Raw genomic sequence first — 17,609 nt, 5'->3', positions numbered from 1 at the left:
AAGCTTACTTTTTATTTAAAACATGATCGGCCGCTAAAACTAAAAACAGGTAGTCGGTTGTGCCACCGCCCAAAACGTATTCGCCCTGTTGCCATAGGTAAGGCCAGTTAAGCAGTTCGGGAAAATCAGGCCGGATAAGCGCCGTGCCGGAGGTGATACCACCGGGAATATATGAGCGGTCGGCCCGGTTAAAGCCGTACGCAGTTGTCATTGATTTTGAACCCACGCCCGATACAAACGAAGCTGTATTGGAGCCCGGATGGCAGCCCAGCACAAAATCAATGGCGTGCAGCATATAGTTATCACTAAAAACAGACGGAAAACCGGAGTATAAAAAGTATTGTTTATAACCAAAATTCTGGATACCCCATCCCGCTCCCCAAATATTGGGTTCATACGGAACTCCATAAGGGGTTTTAGTTCCCTGCTGCTGAATTTGAGCATATAGTTTTTTTACTGCTTCGGTTATTTTATCATGATAATTTGCATCATTGATCAACCCCATGGTGCGGCCAACCAGCCAGCCGGTGTTATCAATATTATTGGCTATCGCATCGGTATTGTTTACCAGGTAATCGGCATAGGTTTTATCTTTTGTGGCGATGAATAATTCTACCGCCAAAGCAACCCGATGGAGCAAAGTCTGGTCAGGTGTGTTTTTCCAAACTTCCTGTGCTATTTGCAGGCATTGCGTAGCAAGTGTATCATTATATCCCTTCATTACACGGCTTGCAGCAGCCAAGGCGGCGGCTGTTTCTAACGAACGGCCAGGGTTTTCCTCGGTAAACACCCAGCGGTCATCAGCCGCCGCAGGCGTTTTCAATACAGGGTTAGTATTTGAAGCATTGGTTACAAAAGATTTGTTATCGGTGATATTGGCGGCATCACCCAAAATGGTGTACTGCCTGATGGTTGGCTCAATAACTCCACGGTAAAAACGTCCCAAGGCCTGGTAGCCTCCTGTAATGGCTAATAAACCGTGCTCAATCTGTTGCAGCATATCCGGTTTGCCATCGGGCTGGTGAATTTCAACGATGTGGTTCTTTTGGTCGATAGTTGTGTTATCATATCTTACGTCGAAAGCCTCATAAGCTAATGTAAGTCCGTGAACCGTTTCTGCCTGCGATTCAACCCGCAGGTCAAAATCTCCGGCATCATGCCACGCACCACGGTCGAGAAACGGTACGTTATCGCCCGGTTTATATTTATTGAGTGTACTATGCCCCTGAATATAGCCGTCGAAATGGTTGGAATCAACCGGCGCCATTCGGGCATCATCCATATGGCATAAGCCATGCCATACGCGGTATTTTTCGTTAACACGCATATGGCACATCTGTATAGGCAGGAAATATGAAAGCGTTGGCTGCCATACATCGTTTCTAAATACATCAGTGCCGATCTGGAATGGCTCCGTTTGATAATTGCCATATTTTACTAAGTACATACCCGGTTTGGTGATCTTTGTAAAATCAAATTGCAGGTAATGATACCTTAAAAAATCCCCCCAAATGGTGGGTGTGGCTTTCAAAGCGGTTATTAGTCCGCCGTTTTCATTTATTCTCATCAGGGAAACCGGCAATACTTTTTTATCATTTTTATCCAGTTCAATTACTGCAATTTTTTGCTGCGCGGGATGATACCCTACCTGCGATACCTGCACTACCGGTTGCGATTGCCAGCCCTCTACAGCATTTGGGGTTACCCGCCATTCTACAGCATCTTTTGACGCGCCTTTAGCCACTAACGAACGTACCACAAACCAGCCATTGTTATGCTTGGCCCGGCCATCCAACAATTGCAGGCTGCCGCCCGAAAGGTTTTCGATAGTCATGCGCTGTAAATCGGTTTCGGGCGTAATAGTGAGCTTTCTGCCTTCGGCCATGGGCATAACCTGGGTTTCACCTTCTTTGTCGATATAAGTTTGTCCATCGGCCTGTTGAGGGAATATGCCAAATTGCTTATCCATGTAATAAGATTTGCCAAACAAAATCCCCGGGAATAACTCCAGGTTAAAACCTACTTTACCTATCCAATTATCGGGCAATGGCTTATCCAAATCAACAATGATCCTGAACGCCTTTCCCACAGGGACCACCCGAATATTATAAGCAAAATTCAGATCCGGATAGATAATTGGGTTAAAACCATGGCGGTTCATATCCGGGTTGGGGAACTCCATGCGTACGCTTACTTCACCGGTAGCTTTATTAACCACACGCTTACCTACTTTGGGTATAGGCGACCATTGACCCGGCGTAGGCTCCAGCCTGATATCACCATTGGTAGCTACACGCTGTCCGTTTTGAATAATGCCTACCCCACCCTGGTGCCCCTCGGGGTAAAAATCATGTGCAAGCATTACGTTTACGCCCTTATATTCAAGATATTCCTGCGCGTTAAGCTTCATTAAGTTTGCAGCGGGCTTAACCTGTGCATACAAAAAACTGGGCAGTAAACAACAGGCAGCAATAATCGCGCTGAAGGTAAATTTAGATCTCATCAGGGTAATGGATTAACCGGTAATATGCAACAAGATATTTGCACGGCTAAAAATACCTCTGTGACAGGGGCTCAGTATAATGATATATTAACCTTTTGTTGCCGATTTTATACAATAACGGAGATTTTACATTAAAAATCACTATTAATAAAACCAGCCAATAACACTGCAATCAACTTATTACCAATTAATTAAAAATAAAATACCTGATATTAGGTATTCATTTTGTTCAGTAATTAATTTAAATTTGATTACCAGTAATACCTGTGTGCCGAAAAAGGGATCAAAGAGTAGGCAACAATTATTAAACCGATGGCCTTCCTGTTATGCTTAGCTGTAATAGCTTCACTGCTGTTACTGAACCCCTGTTTAAAAAAACAAGTTTTTAAACTATTTACAGCTGTTTTTTTTATTCTTACTTTCTCTGAAGCAGTTCATGCTCAGCCTGCAAACCCCGATAGTGTAACAAATAACAGGGTTAAAAAAGATTCAGTAACTAAAGCCCTTCTTCCTGATTCTATATTAAATATTTACAACCTAAGCGGAAGAAAAGATTCGGCCAAGTTAAATGAGATCATCGCTATTAGGCTCAAAACTACACTCCCAATCGATTCGTTCAAAACCCTGTATGTTGACGACATCAAAGTAGGAGAAACTGCTTTTTGGGGCAGTAACGACTATGAAAAAATAATTTATTTCAAGATAGATGAATCCGTACAAAACCTCGCCGTGCAGTTTTTAGCCAGCAAATCCATTGATAAAGCCCGTATCCCGGTGTATTTTTCTGTAGGCTATTCAGGTGGCTACATAACCAAAGGATTAATAAAAACACAGCTTGAAGTTAAACAAAAAATAAGCCGGATATGGGTATGGATAATGGCCGTTGTAATGGCCGGTTTCCTGGCAATGGGCCTAAAAAATAACATCTTAAAGGATGACGCCAATTTATATTACAGCCTAAGCCGCACACAACTCCTGTATTGGACGGTTATTTTTTCCGTTACTTACCTGTACATATGTAATGAAACGGGCGCTTTGCCGGATATCCCAGGCTCACTGCTGGCTATCCTCGGTATCAGTGCCGCAACAATGGCCACAGGTAAGCTTATAGAAAACGACCAAAAACCTAAAACGGAAATTGATCCTAAAGCACATAGCGAAGGTTTTTTTCACGATATCCTCTCCGACCGAAGCAGTATTAATATCCAGCGCCTTCAAAATGTACTGTTCAATATTCTGTTCGGACTGATCTTTATACAAAAAACAGTTTCATCAAATTTGTTACCTGATTTTGACAACAACATTTTACTGATGATGGGTATTAGCGCAGGCACCTATGCCGGTTTAAAAGCCACCGAACCCACCAAAGACCAGGTAACGGAACAACATGATTCAACAACTATTGGAAACGAAAAACCGGTCGATAAGCCCGACGGAGATGACAGTAAGGGAACCGGAGGCAAAACAAAATAAGCAATGCATTTAAAGCCTTTTAATACAAACAGGCACAAACCCGGTATCATTACATGACAAACCGGATCTATGCCTGTTTTTTAATTTAGGTTTAAGCTGGAATTAGCTTTGTACGGTAACGGTTGGATCCCAGTAATAGTAACCAAATAATACCGGATCGTTAACGCCTCTCTGGCGTACATAAAGTGCAAACTGAACGTTGTATTGTTCGGTGCCTTTGCTAATTACAGTAGCCTGGTTAAACCAAAAATATTGATCTGAGAACCCAACAGGAAGTGCAGTGCCATTAGTAGGTAAAATACCTGTGCGTTTATATACACTGAAGGTTTCACCATCAAACACTACATCTTGTGCGTACCATGCTAATTTGTAAATAACCACGGCCGAATCAAAATTACCATACTCTGATACCGCATACCAGCGTATAACGTCGCCTACATCAGCTTTGATGTTAAGGTCGGCCCCGCCCGAACCGGTAATGGTATTGCCACGGGTAGCAACCATATACATATAGTTATGAGGCAAACCTGTTGGATTGTTAGGATCCTGGCTTGGGTTTGGATAATCGGTAGTAATTGCATCGGTATCGATAACTACCTGGATGTTGATGATCTCCTGCGAGGTGGAGAGAAATTCACTGTTAATTGCCATGACTAAAAAGGGTTATTAGGATAAATAAATGCCCCTACTCTTTAAAGGATTTTCGGGTTAGCTCCTTTGATCAGAGCGAACAGAACCGAAGCGCTTCTTAACCGGTTTTTCTTATTCGCTTATCACAATACAAACCTCCGCTTATTTAAACGGGCTTATTAGAGAAAAAATACCGAATAAAAAAAATAAGTATTTATACGTATACAAACCATAAAAACACCCTTTCACACTATTTCACACCTACTAACTTTGCGGTATAGGAAAATCAGCAGAAAACGAAGCGAACAATAAATAATTAGTGAGAAATTTTTTCACAGTAGTATAAATAATTTCTCACTTATATAATTTATTATTACCAACATAAAATACAAATAATACAACTATATTACCTGCATATTAAACCTATTATATCATGAAAAAACGACCTTTTAACTTATTCAGACCGATCGCTGCCGCGATTACTATTTTCTTGTTTTTTGCCATGACTTCATGCAGGCAGGCTACCAAATTTGCCCAGGTAAAGTATACCGCTACGCAGGTTAATCACTGGCTCGACTCGGCCAAAACTGACAATTTTGTTTTTCAGTTTTACAGCCCCCAGGTTGATGACGTTAAAAAGCCATATCAGCTTGTATCATATATTCTGGATACAGCCGGAGGCTATCTTAACCCGATGCATCCCGATACACTGGCTATTGCAAAAGATACACTGGTTAACTTAACCGGCCCGGTGGTTTTAGGCAATACGTATCTAACCAAAAAAGCTATTATGGCGATTATCTCAACCGATAGCGGAAAAAAACGTGATTATGACTTCCTGGTTTTTACTCCTAAGATCATAGCTTCCAACCAGCACCTTGTATACGCCATCAGCCTTATAAAAAACGGTGTACCTATTGATTACCGCGACTCAGACACCGGGGATGTTGATTCAAATCCATCACCTCCGGCAAAAATGTAATAGCGTTACAAAACTGCTGCAAAGTGGAACAGCTAATAAAAGGTATATCTGACTGGTCGGAGGTTTGGGCGTTGCTCATTCCCCTGGCCATTCTTTGTTTGAAGAAAAAACAACCAGTTTTTAACAAACCTGTTGTTATATATTTATGGACAGCGCTGGCAATTAATGTAACTATTGATGCCATATGGAAGCTTAAAACAATTTTACCGCACCCATACAACACCAATAATTATCTGTATAATATACATTCCATAATCAGGGTGTTATTATTCAGCTCTTTTTTTATAAAGTTAAACCAGCAGTTTTTGTCCAAAACAAAAAGGATAGCACCGTATATTTTTTTAGGGTTTGTACTTATCAATTTCAGCTTTTATCAAAACTTTTTTGATTATGGACAATTGAGCAGCAGATTACTATCATTTGAGGCGGTAATTATGATGTTTTATTGTATGCAGTATTACCTGTTTAAAATAACCGACGATGAAGAACCCGGTAAGAAACAGCCCGACTTTTGGATAGTAACCGGCCTGGGTATTTACTACACTGTAAATTTTTTTATTTTTCTGTTATACAATGAACTCACAATACGCCTGCACAATTTTGCCATAAACCTGTGGAATATCCACAATTTCACGTATACTATTTTATGTGTATTTATAGCGAAAGGGTTATATGAAACAAACGAATGATGATATCAGGCTCCTGCTCTTTATGGGCATTGCGGTTATGCTTTCCTTATTCGCGAGCATATTGCTCATTTTTATATTTTTTCAGCGTAAAAAATACCAGTATCAGCAAAAAATACAAAAGCTGCATCAAACCCAGCAAAACCAGTTGATAGAGGCAGCTGTGCGCAGTGAAGAAACTGAACGTCATCGTATTGCCGAAGAGCTGCATGATGAAGTGGGCGCCATTTTATCGGCATCAAAGCTGCATCTACAAGGAGTAAAGATCAACGTTATTGATAAAAACAATGAGCCGAGGTATGAAAAAGGACAGGAGCTGCTTGACATGGCCATTAAACAGGTGCGTGGTATTTCGCACAATTTGCACTCCAGTATTCTGAAAGAGTTCGGGCTAAATGAAGCAATCAGGCATTTTGTTGAGAAAATAACAAATAACGACCTCATATTTATTACCACCGATCTTGATGATTCATATACAACCCAGGCTAATGAAAATGATATTAGCATATACCGCATGGTGCAGGAGTTAATGAACAATGTACTTAAACATGCCAGACCTAAAAAAATACATATCACATCAACTTATAACCACGATGCTTTAAACATTAGTATTTTTCATAATGGGAAGGGGCTCAGCCATGCACAATATGAAGAACTGAAGTTTAATAAACAGGGCCTTGGCCTCAAAGCTATCCAAACCCGCATCATTTTGCTGAAAGGCGAGGTATCATTCAATCACAAGCCCGAAGGATACTACATTAACATCAGTATCCCCCGAACAATTACTATTTAACCATTATAACAATCAAAAAGAAGGCGATGAAACCTATTAAAATTGCCATAGCCGATGATTATACCATATACAGGGACGGCCTCAAAATTGGACTTACCCAGGATGAGAACCTGGAAGTAATGCTTGAGGCCGGCGATGGTGAAGACCTGATAAAAGGCATTGAAACCAATATGCCCGATGTAATTATCATGGACCTTAAAATGCCTGTTATGGATGGCATGGAAGCTACCAAACACATTAAAAAGAAGTATCCTGATATGAAAATTTTAGTGGTGACGATGTACGATGACGAAAAGTTCGTAATTCATTTAATGGAGATTGGCGCCAACGGGTATCTGCTAAAGAACGCGGAAGCTGAAGAAATCAGGAAAGCGATATATTCGGTACACGAAACAGGCTATTACTTTAACAATATAGTAAGCAACGCACTTTTAAAGAAATTGGTGATAAAAGGCAATATCAAACCATCCTTTAAAGAAGGCGTTGAACTCACCGAACGGGAACAGGATGTACTGAAATTAATTTGTGCCGAAAAAACTGCCAATGAAATGGGCAAACAACTGTTTCTTAGTCCGCGCTCGGTTGAAGGGATCAGGCAGCGCCTGATAGATAAGGTGGGCGTACGCAACACCGCCGGGCTGGTAATGTTTGCAGTAAAAAATGGGATAATATGATGCTTTTAAATTAGCCATGCCATTTTGCATGTCATCTTAAGACGAGATTTCTTTTTTTTTAATAAATACACAAAATACAAACTTCAAATAAATCGTAAAAGCAAACAATTGGTCTTTTCATCCAACAAAAAACCTGATTTATCGGGTTTAAAATCAATTAAATCAATAATAGCAAAAAACTATTCAATGAAAATTCAATTTTTTGATAAAAAATACAATTTTCATTGATATTTTTACAACAAAACGTTGACTGATTGATCAAGATTTGAATGAAAAGAAATATCCAGTGCGATAATCAAACCTGTCTTTTATGTAAAGGCTGTATAAAAGAGTGGCTGCCGGCAATTGCAGCCAACAAAAAAAACTTTAATGTAAAAAAAGGACAGGTTATTTTCAGTGAAGGCGACCCGGTGAAAGGAATTTACTTTGTTTATGAAGGCAATGTGAAAGTTCATAAAAAATGGGGGGCAGATAAAGAGCTTATTATTCGCTTTGCCAATAAGGGCGCTATTTTTGGTCACCGCGTGCTGGGTAAACATGCCACCCACTACCCTATTTCGGCAACAGCCTTGGAAGCAGGCATTATATGCTACATTGATATGGAGTTTTTTGAGGCTACTTTAAAAGTAAACCCTCAGTTTACCTACCAGCTAATGTTATTTTTTGCCGACGAGCTGCAGGAGGCTGAACGCAAAATGCGTAATCTCGCACATATGCCGGTAAAGGGCCGCGTTGCCCAGGCACTCATAAGCCTCAAGAATCAGTTTGGTACAAACCCGGAAGGCCATATTGATGTAGAACTTACCCGGCAGGACCTGGCCTCATACGCAGGTGCTACTTACGAAACTGTGTTCAGGGTAGTTAATGAATTGATACAGGAAAAACTAATTAACACCAACGGTAAAAAGATTAGTATTATCAATTATGATAAACTTTTTCTTTTAACTCAGGATGATGAGTTGTAAATGGGATAATTACTTCAAAATATTATTATCCTTTTGCCTTAAATGGGTTTATTATTTTTAGCTTTTGGGGTATAAAAATCATCTAAGGCGTAAAGCAGAATATTGGTATCAATTGCGATATTATTCATAATCATTAGCTTCACCCCTGTCAAACCTATACCCATTATTCAAGGTAAATTCATTTAATCTGTCGTTCAAATGATCAACGGTTTTTTATATAGACTCAGTTTCTCTTTCAATTAACGACAATCATTTTTAACATTTAGATAATTATCGGCAGCCAGCCCTCACCCAACAAAATTCCGTACTTCAGCCGGCGATAACGATGTTTGCTTTTTAAAGAAGTTTGAAAAATGTGACAACTGCTCGAAGCCCAGGCTATAGGCTATTTCCGAAATATTCCAGTCGGTTTGTTTAAGCAGGATGCGGGCCTCCTGGATGAGCCTGTTGGCTATATGTTCGGTGGTTGTTTTTCCAGTGCTTTCTTTTAATACCTTATTGAGATGGTTACTATGAACAGCGAGCCTGTCGGCATAGTCCTTCGCAGTACGCAGGATAACCCTTTGATCGGGTGATGCTATTGGAAACTGCCTCTCAAGCAATTCAATAAACAGGGATGATACCCTTGCCGATGCATTATGAATATTACTGTAATTGGTAAGCGGTTGCAGTTTCTGACCATAATGAATTAGCTCCAGCACATAGTTCCTGAGCAGGTCATATTTGTACAGATAGCCGGATGCTATTTCCTGCTGCATTTTTTTAAAGATGAACGCGATCTCATCGGCCTGTTCGTCGGTGAGCATAAATACAGGACAGCCTCCGGGACTGAAAATAGGAAGTGAATCCAGCACCACACCGCTTTTTGATTTCACTAAAAAGTCATCGGTAAAAATACAGAAATAGCCAGACTGGTCCAGATCCTGTGGTTTCCAACTGTAAGGGATTTTTGGGGTGCCAAATACCAGCGCATTTTTTTCAATATTGATTACTTTATCTGCGTATTCAGCTATGTTTCGGCCCCTCACCAGGTTTATTTTATAATATAACCTGCGATTGTAAGGCACATGGGTAGGATCCTTCTTTATTTTAGCAATGATATCGCTAAGGTTGAATACATTAAAATGCCCTATCTGGTTATTGATATCAGCCGGAAGCAGGTCTCCCACCGTGCTGTTGGTACGCTCGGCGGCGTTTTTATAAAAATCCTCTACTGTTACTGTTTTCACCTTTTGCTTTAATGATCTACACAAACTTAATGATAACTACATCACTATTTGCTTCAGGTAAATCAGTTCTTACAAAACCCAAACAAAAGTTTTCAGTAGATCAACACTTTATATTTTCCGGAGGCAAAACAAACTTAATACATAACAGAAATGTTATTTGAATTTAATAAATACCACTAACAGATAATAAAAAGAAACCGCCTCATAATTGACTTACGAGGCGGCTTCTTTTTATTTAACACCGGTATTAATAACCCGGGTTTTGGTACATCTTAACAGGATCAAGCTTGTACTCATCAAACGGAATCGGGTAATAACGATCTTTAGTAGTGAAGTTTGCTAATGAAGCCAAACCAAAATCAGTTTGCTTTTTGGCGTGGAAATAAGCTACCAGTTCAGCATCGTTAAAGGTACGCAACAGGTCATACCAGCGGTGATGCTCAAATGCAAGCTCTACGCGGCGCTCGTGCAAAATAGCCAATTTAAGGGTTGGGTACCTTGTAGCATAATCACTGTTAGTTATTGATACCGCGTAAGTTGGCATACCTGCACGTACACGCACCTGGTCAAGCAAATTGATAGCTGCAGCCTGATCGCCAAGGTAATTGTCAACTTCAGCCAATGAAAGCATTACATCAGCAAAACGCATCAAGATCCAGTCGTTACCACCGTAACCTTTGTCGGTTGCTTTATCACTGTTATCTCTGAATTTGGTTACAAACCAATCTTTTACAGTTGGATCGTTTGCGAATTTTACCGAGAAAGCCATACGTGGGTCATTTGCTTCATACTCATTAATCAAATCGTGGGTAACATTATAACCCGCACCTGAAGATTTAACCCTGGAATTTATAGTTTCGCCTTTAGCCTGAAAGTTGCCGGCTATTGCCGAACTATAATTAATATCTCCCTGGATGTTCGCGATCTGGAAGATCAGTTCAGGACATGTGGTTTTCTTGGCTACGTCAAAAACATCAGTATAAGGAATGGTACTCAATGTACCGAAAGTACGCATGTTGTAAGCATTCGTTAAATATGTTTTAGCGTTGGTTAAATTAGTTGTGCGGTTTGCCTGATCCTGAGTAGTTGCCATAGTAAGATACACCTGCCCTAACAAGAAATTAGCAGCGGCTTTTGAAGTTCTGCCTGTAGAAGCCTGCAGGTTAGGTAGCGGGCTGTTATTGATAACATCGAGCAAGTCGGCCACTATTTGCTGATAAACCACAGCTTGTTTTTCGCGAAAAGTAGCTGCAGGCAAATCAGCATAACCCAATTGTTTGGTAACCAATGGCACATCACCCCAAAGGCGTACTAATTCAAAATAGGTAAACGCACGTAAAAATTTAGCTTCTGCAATATATTGCAACTTTACTCTGTTATCGGGGAATGGCACAGCATCAATATGCGATAATACCACGTTGGCCCTGGTAACTGTACCATATAATGATACCCAGTGAGATTTCAAGTAGGTATTACTCGGAAGTATTGAAAAGTTACCGAACTGGAATGGTTCGCCTGCGTTTGACTGGTTATCCTGCGTACCGGTATCGTCCGAGCGCTGATCTGTCCATAAGTCGCTACTTTCGCCAACGTTGTTACCGCTGCGTAATGATTGGTAGATGCCGTTTACTGCTAACAACACATCGTTAGGGGTTTTATAACTCGCATCAACCGTTATAGCGTTGGGGTCACTCTGATTTAAAAAGTCTTTTTTACAAGACGGGCTTATCGCCACAGCCGCCGTAAGGCAGGCAATAGCTACAAATTTTTTATTCATCTCTATATCTCTTTAAAAAATTCATTAAAAAGTAACATTAACACCTAAGTTGTATGACCTAACCAGCGGGTATGTACCATAATCGATACCTGGTGCAAGGTTGGCAGGCTGGGTATTGTTTGACGCAGCGCCTGAATAGTTATAATCCACATCAGGGTTATAACCTTTGTACTTGGTGATTGTGAAGGCATTCACAACACTGGCAAAAACGCGTGCTTTGCTTAAACCTAAAGTTTGCTGTAAAAAATTAGGCAGTGTGTAACCTAAGGTAAGGTTGGTACAACGCAGATATGAGCCGCTTTGCAGGTAGAAAGTTGATAAACGGGTGCTGTTACTTTGTGTACCGGCACGTGAAGCGCGGTAAAATGAACCATCTCCCGGTTCAGCTTCATTACGGTAACGTTGTGCAACATTAGCGTATTGGTTACCGGAACCTTCGCCGTTGTACAAATAGTAATCCTGTCCGTCAAGGATCTTGTTACCATATGAACCATTGAATGACGCACCAAAGTCAAAGCGTTTGTAAGTACTGTTAAGGGCAAAACCGTAAGTAAATTTAGCATATGGCGAACCGATTATGGTTTTATCAGCGTCGTTGACAATACCATCTTTATTGGTATCTACAAACCAAAGGTCGCCGATTTTGGCCGGGTTAGTTTGTGAAGCAGACGGAGCAGTTTTACCTACGTTAGAGGCATTGATTATGCCACCAACCTGGAAACCATAGAACATACCGATAGGCTGGCCCTGGGTAGTTATGCTGGTAAGGTACGAACGCTCGGCACCGTTGATGATCAGGGTGTTTTGAGCAGGCAGTTTAACTACTTTGTTGCGGTTTAATGAGATGTTGCCGCTTGCACCCAAGGTGAAATCTTTAGTGTTAACTATCTTGCCATCTAACTGCAAGTCAAAACCGGTGTTACGGATCTTTGAATCGCGCAGGTTAGTTAAGATAGTGGTACTGCCGGATATTGCCGAAATTGGCTGGTTATACAACAGGTTATATGAATAACTTAAATAATAGTTGGCAATGATCTGTAAACGGCCGTTAAATAAACCGATATCGGTACCAAAGTTATACTGCGATGTAGTTTCCCAGCTTAATTTTGGATCCTTTAAACCACCAGGATATGTAGCAGTTGCAATACCACCGTTTAACACCGCGCCAACGGGACTGGCCAATGTTTGGGTGATAGCATAGTTAGGGATATTGAAGTTACCGCTTTTACCCCAGCTTGCACGGATCTTAACTGTTGACTGATCGCCAAGGAAATTGTGGTAGAATGACTCATCAGATAAATTCCACCCGGCGGCTACCGACGGGAAATAGCCATACCTGTTTGTTAAACCAAAACGTGATGAACCATCCGCACGGAATGATGCGGTTAAGAAATATTTACCGGCGTAATTATAATTTGCACGACCAAGATATGATAATAAAGTGTAAGTACTTTTAGAAGCTGAGTTTAAGCTAAAGAAAGCCGCATCTGCACCTTTGCCTGAAATTTCGGGCACGTAATCACTTTGGAAACCGTTTGCTTTTACACTCGTGTAATCGCTTGTAGTTTTTTGAGCAGTGTAACCGGCCAAAGCATCAAAATGATGTTTGCCAAATTGTTTGGTATAGTTTAAGGTAAACTCGGCCAGCCTGTCAACATTGAGCAGATACGACGCCTGCGCGTTGGCCGCGTTGATAGCCTGCGACGATCCCGGAGGGTTAGCACCCGAGCTTAAAGTAGTTGGATAGTAATAATCGTATTTTTCAGTATAAGCCTGCGTACCCAAATTGGTTTTGAAGTTAAGACCAGGTAAAATGTTATAAGTAACATTTGCATTATAAGTGCTGCGATAACCTTTTCGGGTTATTTTAATACGATCGGCAAGGGCAAGCGGGTTTTCAATACTTTGGTAGCCATATTGAGATGAACCTGCTGCTTCAACGTTGGTTTGGTATGAGCCATCAGCATTATAAGCAGGCAGATAAGGCATATAGATCAAAGCCCCTAAAATTGGGCTATGGTCAAAACGGCCTTCCTGTGTTTCCTGGTTGGTATTTTGAGTGTAAGATATGTTTGCGCCAATGTGAATACGTTTGCTTACATCACCATCGATATTGGTACGGAAGTTATAACGTTGCTGGCCTGTATTTAAAATAATACCCGGTTGATTTTGGTATGCACCGCTTACATAATAACGAACACCATTTGAAGCACCTGAAAACGACAAAGTGTGTTTTTGAAAAAATGTGTTGCGGTATAACTCATCCTGCCAATCGGTATGTACTGTTTGTTTAATAGGGGTTTGCGAAGCAAAATCATATAAGCCATTAGGAATACTTACACTGCCCGAGTTACCAACGTTAGTAACGCGGGTTGCGTTGTTATCAGAATACATGGCGTCGTTCCAGGTATGGCCTGAGTTTATCCAAAGGTCATGATAAGCGTTGTTACGACCGTCGATAACCAACAGGGCTGCCTGATCTGCGTCAAGCAGTTTCACTTTGTGGGCAAGTTGGTCAACGCCTGTTTGCACGTCATACTCAAAACGGCCTTTACCTTCTTTACCTTTTTTAGTAGTGATCAATACCACACCGCCAGATGCGCGTGAACCGTAGATAGCGGCAGATGCAGCATCTTTCAAAATATCGATGCTTTCGATGTCATCAGGGTTAATGAAGATATCATTACCGGCCGGGTAACCATCAATTACATATAGGGGATCAGAGCTGGCGTTGAATGAGCCAACGCCCCTTACCCTGATTTTAGTGCTTGTATATGGTGCACCGCTGGTTTGGGATACTTGTACACCTGATACCTTACCAGCAAGGGCCTGCCCCAATGAAGGTGCAGAAAGATTAAGATCACTGGCTTTAACGCTGGAAATAGAACCGGTAACATCACTTTTACGAATAGACTGATAACCGATGGCCACCACCTCGTTAAGCATGTTTGATTTTGGTTTCATCTTAACGTTAATGGTTGATGAACCGCCAACAGTTATTTCCTGCTGCTCATAACCAATAAAGTTAAAAACCAGCACGGCGCCTTCATCGGCCGAAATGGTATATTTACCATTTGTGTTAGTTGCAGTACCTTTATCAGTCCCTTTGATCCGAACTGATACGCCGGGTAACGGAAGATTAGTTTCGTCGGTAACAATACCGGTGATTTGGTTTACGTTATATATAATATTTTTTGCCGAAGCGTTTGAGATAAAAGGTTTTAGCAAAACCAGTAAAAACAATACAGGAATTAAAAAAAACCCGCTCAAAAGATTTGGATTAATCTTTTTATTCATATTTTTAAAATTGATTGTTGAAAGAAATGACTTAAAGCCTTGGACCGCTTTTGAGTTATTTGACAATTATCCCGGACCAGGTGAGTGTTAGCGCATTCACCGGTTCTTAGTTTTATCGCCGGGCCCGATGTTAAGTTGAAGTTATGTTACATAGGCGATATTTTTAAAGACGTGAGCAAAAAATTAATAATTTAATAATTATTATTGCGTTATCATTAAATAATATTAATACAGAGTTGTTAATATTGTAATAATGACAGCAAAGCTAAACCTGCTATCTTAACCAAAGGATACCTTAGTGTTAAATTTACATTAAACAAAAAATAGAAAAATACCTGCCTCTTTGCAGGATTTTTTACTTTAGCCAGTTGTTTAATACTACCATGAAGTAGTGGTAAAATTCACGTTATTTTTCGGTGGTGAGGTTACGGCTATCCCTTTCTCCCCACCACCGAGCAAGGAAAAACCTTCCAGCTCATCGTCCCTGTCAATACCATCAACCTGACTTAGCACCACCTGTTTACCGGCTTCAATTGATTTTTTAAGATCAACATAAGTAAACCGCCATTGCCTGCCCTCAAGCTTATTCTGGATCAGCATTAAAATGCCTTTATCAGCTTTCCAAAACAGATTTTGTACCCAGGGTGTACATGTAAATTTTTTGTAAAGCACGCCGGGTTCCTTCGTGCTTTTGGCTTTGGCCAGTTTTTCTGGGTCGTATAAACGCACTTCGTTGCCGTGATCACCATAATCTGCAGTGGCTACATACCACTTATTATTATATTTTACATATTCCGGACGGGTGCCCTGGATACAGGCATCATCCTCAATGGTATTAATTAAATTACCATCAAGCGTACCGGTTTTAAGCAGGCCCTTCCAGTTCACATTATAAATTACTGCCCTCCACTGGCTGCCCGCTGCATTAAGGCGGATGGAATTACCTATAAATGTCGGGCCCTTATCATTGTTATAAGCTATACCGGTAGGGTGGTTAATAATATCCTGCCCGTTTTGGGTTAGCTTATATTCCTTATGCAGATATACCAGGCTGTCATTTTCCAGCTTAAACTCCCGGATCATTCCAACTTCCCTGTCACCATATAAAAATATGCGACCGTCTTGGTATGAAATGCCCTGGCAGGCGCCCAACGAGTCGATTGTTATGGCACGGTTAAGTTTATGATCAATCGTACCGGTGGTGATGCTGACAACACCTAAAACAACAGCTATTATAGTTAAAGTAAGCTTTTGCATAAGTTTAAATAAAGTAATTACATTAGTGATCAGGCGATAACTTTAAGCTTTTCGCGTTCTGCCTTCAGCTCCTAACGGGGGTCAAGTGGTTCGTCAGGATCAATTTGTTTGGCTTCTTCTACCGGGTAATATTCAACTTCGGTCTCGGAGTTACGCTTGGCCAGTTTGTAAGGCACATAGTTCAGTTCCTTTTGGCAGCGAGCATCCATATTCATAATAAAATCGGCTTGTGATTTATCGGTTACCACAATACCGGGCTTATTGGCAGGGATGCCATATTTATAAATGAGCCTGGCACTGTTACGCATATTTGTTGTAGTATGACGTGCATGAGGTTCAATGATGATCACATTTTCAGGAATATGAAGGGTTTTCATTAAATAAACCTTCATTTCCCCGGCTTCATTATATTTTGTTTTATATGGATGCACATTGCCGCCCGATACAATGATAAACGGGGCTTTGCCCGCCTTATATTCCTGTACCGCCAGCCTGCAACGCAGCATCCCCTCCCCGCTCAATGGCGATGTCAAATTATCCGGACCAGCGCCAGGTACAAGAATATTTGAATAAGGATAATCGGCCCATTTAATGGTTTTGATACGGGTTACGGCAGCTTTGTTTGCGTTTAGCTCCATTGGCTCGTAATTGGCAGGGTCCTGCCTTTCGTTGATCTGCAGATAGAGCAGGGCTGCCTGCATAGCGGGTTCAAAAAACAGCTTTGTTCCTTTAATATCACCTAACAATGTAGCAGAAGCATCATACATTAGCGTAAAATATGCTCTCGATTTAATATTGTAGCTGATAGAGTCTATCTGCGGATAATTAGGCTTTTTGCCTTCAGCATAAACGCCAATAGTGTAATTGATGCTACCTGCGTCCTGCTCCCATGCTTTTATAAGCAATTGCTCGGGCGATAGCTTTTTATACAAGCTGTAAAGACCCGATGGGATCAGTTTCGATTTAACCATCCTGTTAAGCGCGTTACCTGTTTTATATAGTGCTGCAAGCCGGTCGCTTACGGTTTTGATGTCATCATCAGTTAGTTTTGCCGCAGTTACTAAGCACGCCGCGTCTTTACAATCAGTGAGGGAAGTGCTAAGGGCGCTTAGCTTTTTCTGAGTGAGCTGTGCCAGTTCAGGATCGTTTTTAAGTAAAGTGCTTACTTCGGCATCCTGCTCAAGTAAAGTCAGCAGGCCGTAGTTTTTAATCTTTATATAATCTGTCGGGCCATTTTTAACAGGGGCCTGGGTTTGCGCGAAGGCACTTATACCGCCTAATCCAAGCATGGTTAGTAGCAGGAGTCTTTTCATTAAGCTGCTTTTTAACAAGCCGCAAATAAC

The 17,609-nt window shown here is 41.0% G+C and carries 13 protein-coding genes; 6 read left to right on the top strand and 7 right to left on the bottom strand.

Translation table 11 applies throughout. The features are described 5' to 3' along the window. Positions 1-4: 4 nt before the first annotated feature. Complete coding sequence (locus IEX80_RS12220; RefSeq protein ID WP_188833053.1) at positions 5-2,503, bottom strand: glycoside hydrolase family 9 protein; 2,499 nt, start codon at positions 2,501-2,503, stop codon at positions 5-7. Between the two features lie 312 nt (positions 2,504-2,815). On the opposite strand from IEX80_RS12220, the gene IEX80_RS12215 reads away from it, so the two are divergent. After that, the gene (locus tag IEX80_RS12215) at positions 2,816-3,976 is read left to right on the top strand and encodes a hypothetical protein (protein ID WP_188833052.1); all 1,161 of its coding nucleotides are present in this window, start codon (positions 2,816-2,818) and stop codon (positions 3,974-3,976) included. A 102-nt stretch (positions 3,977-4,078) separates the two neighbouring features. Here the strand turns inward: IEX80_RS12215 and IEX80_RS12210 are convergent, their stop codons facing one another. Next, positions 4,079-4,627 (bottom strand): inclusion body family protein, encoded by a 549-nt coding sequence (locus IEX80_RS12210; protein WP_090523319.1) that lies wholly within the window; start codon positions 4,625-4,627, stop codon positions 4,079-4,081. 412 nt (positions 4,628-5,039) lie between these two features. Between IEX80_RS12210 and IEX80_RS12205 the strand changes: the two genes are divergently transcribed. The 5 genes from IEX80_RS12205 (at position 5,040) to IEX80_RS12185 (ending at position 8,706) form a co-directional block, all read left to right on the top strand. Next, positions 5,040-5,588 carry a hypothetical protein gene (locus IEX80_RS12205; protein WP_139159894.1) on the top strand — a complete coding sequence of 183 codons (549 nt, stop codon included), beginning with the start codon at positions 5,040-5,042 and terminating at the stop codon, positions 5,586-5,588. 23 nt (positions 5,589-5,611) lie between these two features. After that, positions 5,612-6,277 (top strand): hypothetical protein, encoded by a 666-nt coding sequence (locus tag IEX80_RS12200; protein WP_139159893.1) that lies wholly within the window; start codon positions 5,612-5,614, stop codon positions 6,275-6,277. Further along, positions 6,261-7,067, top strand: coding sequence for a sensor histidine kinase (locus IEX80_RS12195; RefSeq protein WP_090523309.1), 807 nt, complete (start codon positions 6,261-6,263; stop codon positions 7,065-7,067). Before IEX80_RS12200 ends, IEX80_RS12195 begins: the two co-directional genes overlap by 17 nt. Before the next feature lie 26 nt (positions 7,068-7,093). Continuing rightward, positions 7,094-7,741 (top strand): response regulator transcription factor, encoded by a 648-nt coding sequence (locus IEX80_RS12190; protein ID WP_090523305.1) that lies wholly within the window; start codon positions 7,094-7,096, stop codon positions 7,739-7,741. A gap of 269 nt (positions 7,742-8,010) precedes the next feature. Beyond that, positions 8,011-8,706: a Crp/Fnr family transcriptional regulator gene (locus IEX80_RS12185; protein WP_090523301.1), complete on the top strand. Its 696-nt coding sequence runs from the start codon at positions 8,011-8,013 to the stop codon at positions 8,704-8,706. A 287-nt stretch (positions 8,707-8,993) separates the two neighbouring features. Here IEX80_RS12185 and IEX80_RS12180 read toward each other — a convergent pair whose 3' ends face one another. The 5 genes from IEX80_RS12180 to IEX80_RS12160 form a co-directional block, all read right to left on the bottom strand. Further along, positions 8,994-9,935, bottom strand: a complete 942-nt coding sequence (locus tag IEX80_RS12180; RefSeq protein WP_188833051.1) for a helix-turn-helix domain-containing protein — start codon at positions 9,933-9,935, stop codon at positions 8,994-8,996. 247 nt (positions 9,936-10,182) lie between these two features. Next, positions 10,183-11,712, bottom strand: coding sequence for a RagB/SusD family nutrient uptake outer membrane protein (locus IEX80_RS12175; RefSeq protein WP_188833050.1), 1,530 nt, complete (start codon positions 11,710-11,712; stop codon positions 10,183-10,185). Positions 11,713-11,736: 24 nt separating this feature from the next. Further along, on the bottom strand, positions 11,737-15,009 hold the full coding sequence (locus IEX80_RS12170; RefSeq protein WP_188833049.1) for a SusC/RagA family TonB-linked outer membrane protein: 3,273 nt from the start codon (positions 15,007-15,009) through the stop codon (positions 11,737-11,739). A gap of 378 nt (positions 15,010-15,387) precedes the next feature. Beyond that, positions 15,388-16,266 carry a hypothetical protein gene (locus IEX80_RS12165; protein ID WP_188833048.1) on the bottom strand — a complete coding sequence of 293 codons (879 nt, stop codon included), beginning with the start codon at positions 16,264-16,266 and terminating at the stop codon, positions 15,388-15,390. Positions 16,267-16,337: 71 nt separating this feature from the next. After that, entirely contained in the window at positions 16,338-17,579 is a 1,242-nt protein-coding gene (locus IEX80_RS12160; RefSeq protein ID WP_188833047.1) for a YdcF family protein, read from the bottom strand. Between the last annotated feature and the right edge of the window lie 30 nt (positions 17,580-17,609).

The organism is Mucilaginibacter rubeus, assembly GCF_014643835.1.
Lineage (GTDB): Bacteria > Bacteroidota > Bacteroidia > Sphingobacteriales > Sphingobacteriaceae > Mucilaginibacter > Mucilaginibacter rubeus.
This window is presented reverse-complemented; position numbering and strand designations above follow the sequence as displayed.

Coding starts and splice junctions, on each gene's coding strand:
- IEX80_RS12220 (WP_188833053.1), bottom strand. CDS start 2,503: ATGAGATCTAAATTTACCTTCAGCGCGATTATTGCTGCCTGTTGTTTA.
- IEX80_RS12215 (WP_188833052.1), top strand. CDS start 2,816: ATGGCCTTCCTGTTATGCTTAGCTGTAATAGCTTCACTGCTGTTACTG.
- IEX80_RS12210 (WP_090523319.1), bottom strand. CDS start 4,627: ATGGCAATTAACAGTGAATTTCTCTCCACCTCGCAGGAGATCATCAAC.
- IEX80_RS12205 (WP_139159894.1), top strand. CDS start 5,040: ATGAAAAAACGACCTTTTAACTTATTCAGACCGATCGCTGCCGCGATT.
- IEX80_RS12195 (WP_090523309.1), top strand. CDS start 6,261: ATGAAACAAACGAATGATGATATCAGGCTCCTGCTCTTTATGGGCATT.
- IEX80_RS12190 (WP_090523305.1), top strand. CDS start 7,094: ATGAAACCTATTAAAATTGCCATAGCCGATGATTATACCATATACAGG.
- IEX80_RS12185 (WP_090523301.1), top strand. CDS start 8,011: ATGAAAAGAAATATCCAGTGCGATAATCAAACCTGTCTTTTATGTAAA.
- IEX80_RS12175 (WP_188833050.1), bottom strand. CDS start 11,712: ATGAATAAAAAATTTGTAGCTATTGCCTGCCTTACGGCGGCTGTGGCG.
- IEX80_RS12170 (WP_188833049.1), bottom strand. CDS start 15,009: ATGAATAAAAAGATTAATCCAAATCTTTTGAGCGGGTTTTTTTTAATT.
- IEX80_RS12165 (WP_188833048.1), bottom strand. CDS start 16,266: ATGCAAAAGCTTACTTTAACTATAATAGCTGTTGTTTTAGGTGTTGTC.
- IEX80_RS12160 (WP_188833047.1), bottom strand. CDS start 17,579: ATGAAAAGACTCCTGCTACTAACCATGCTTGGATTAGGCGGTATAAGT.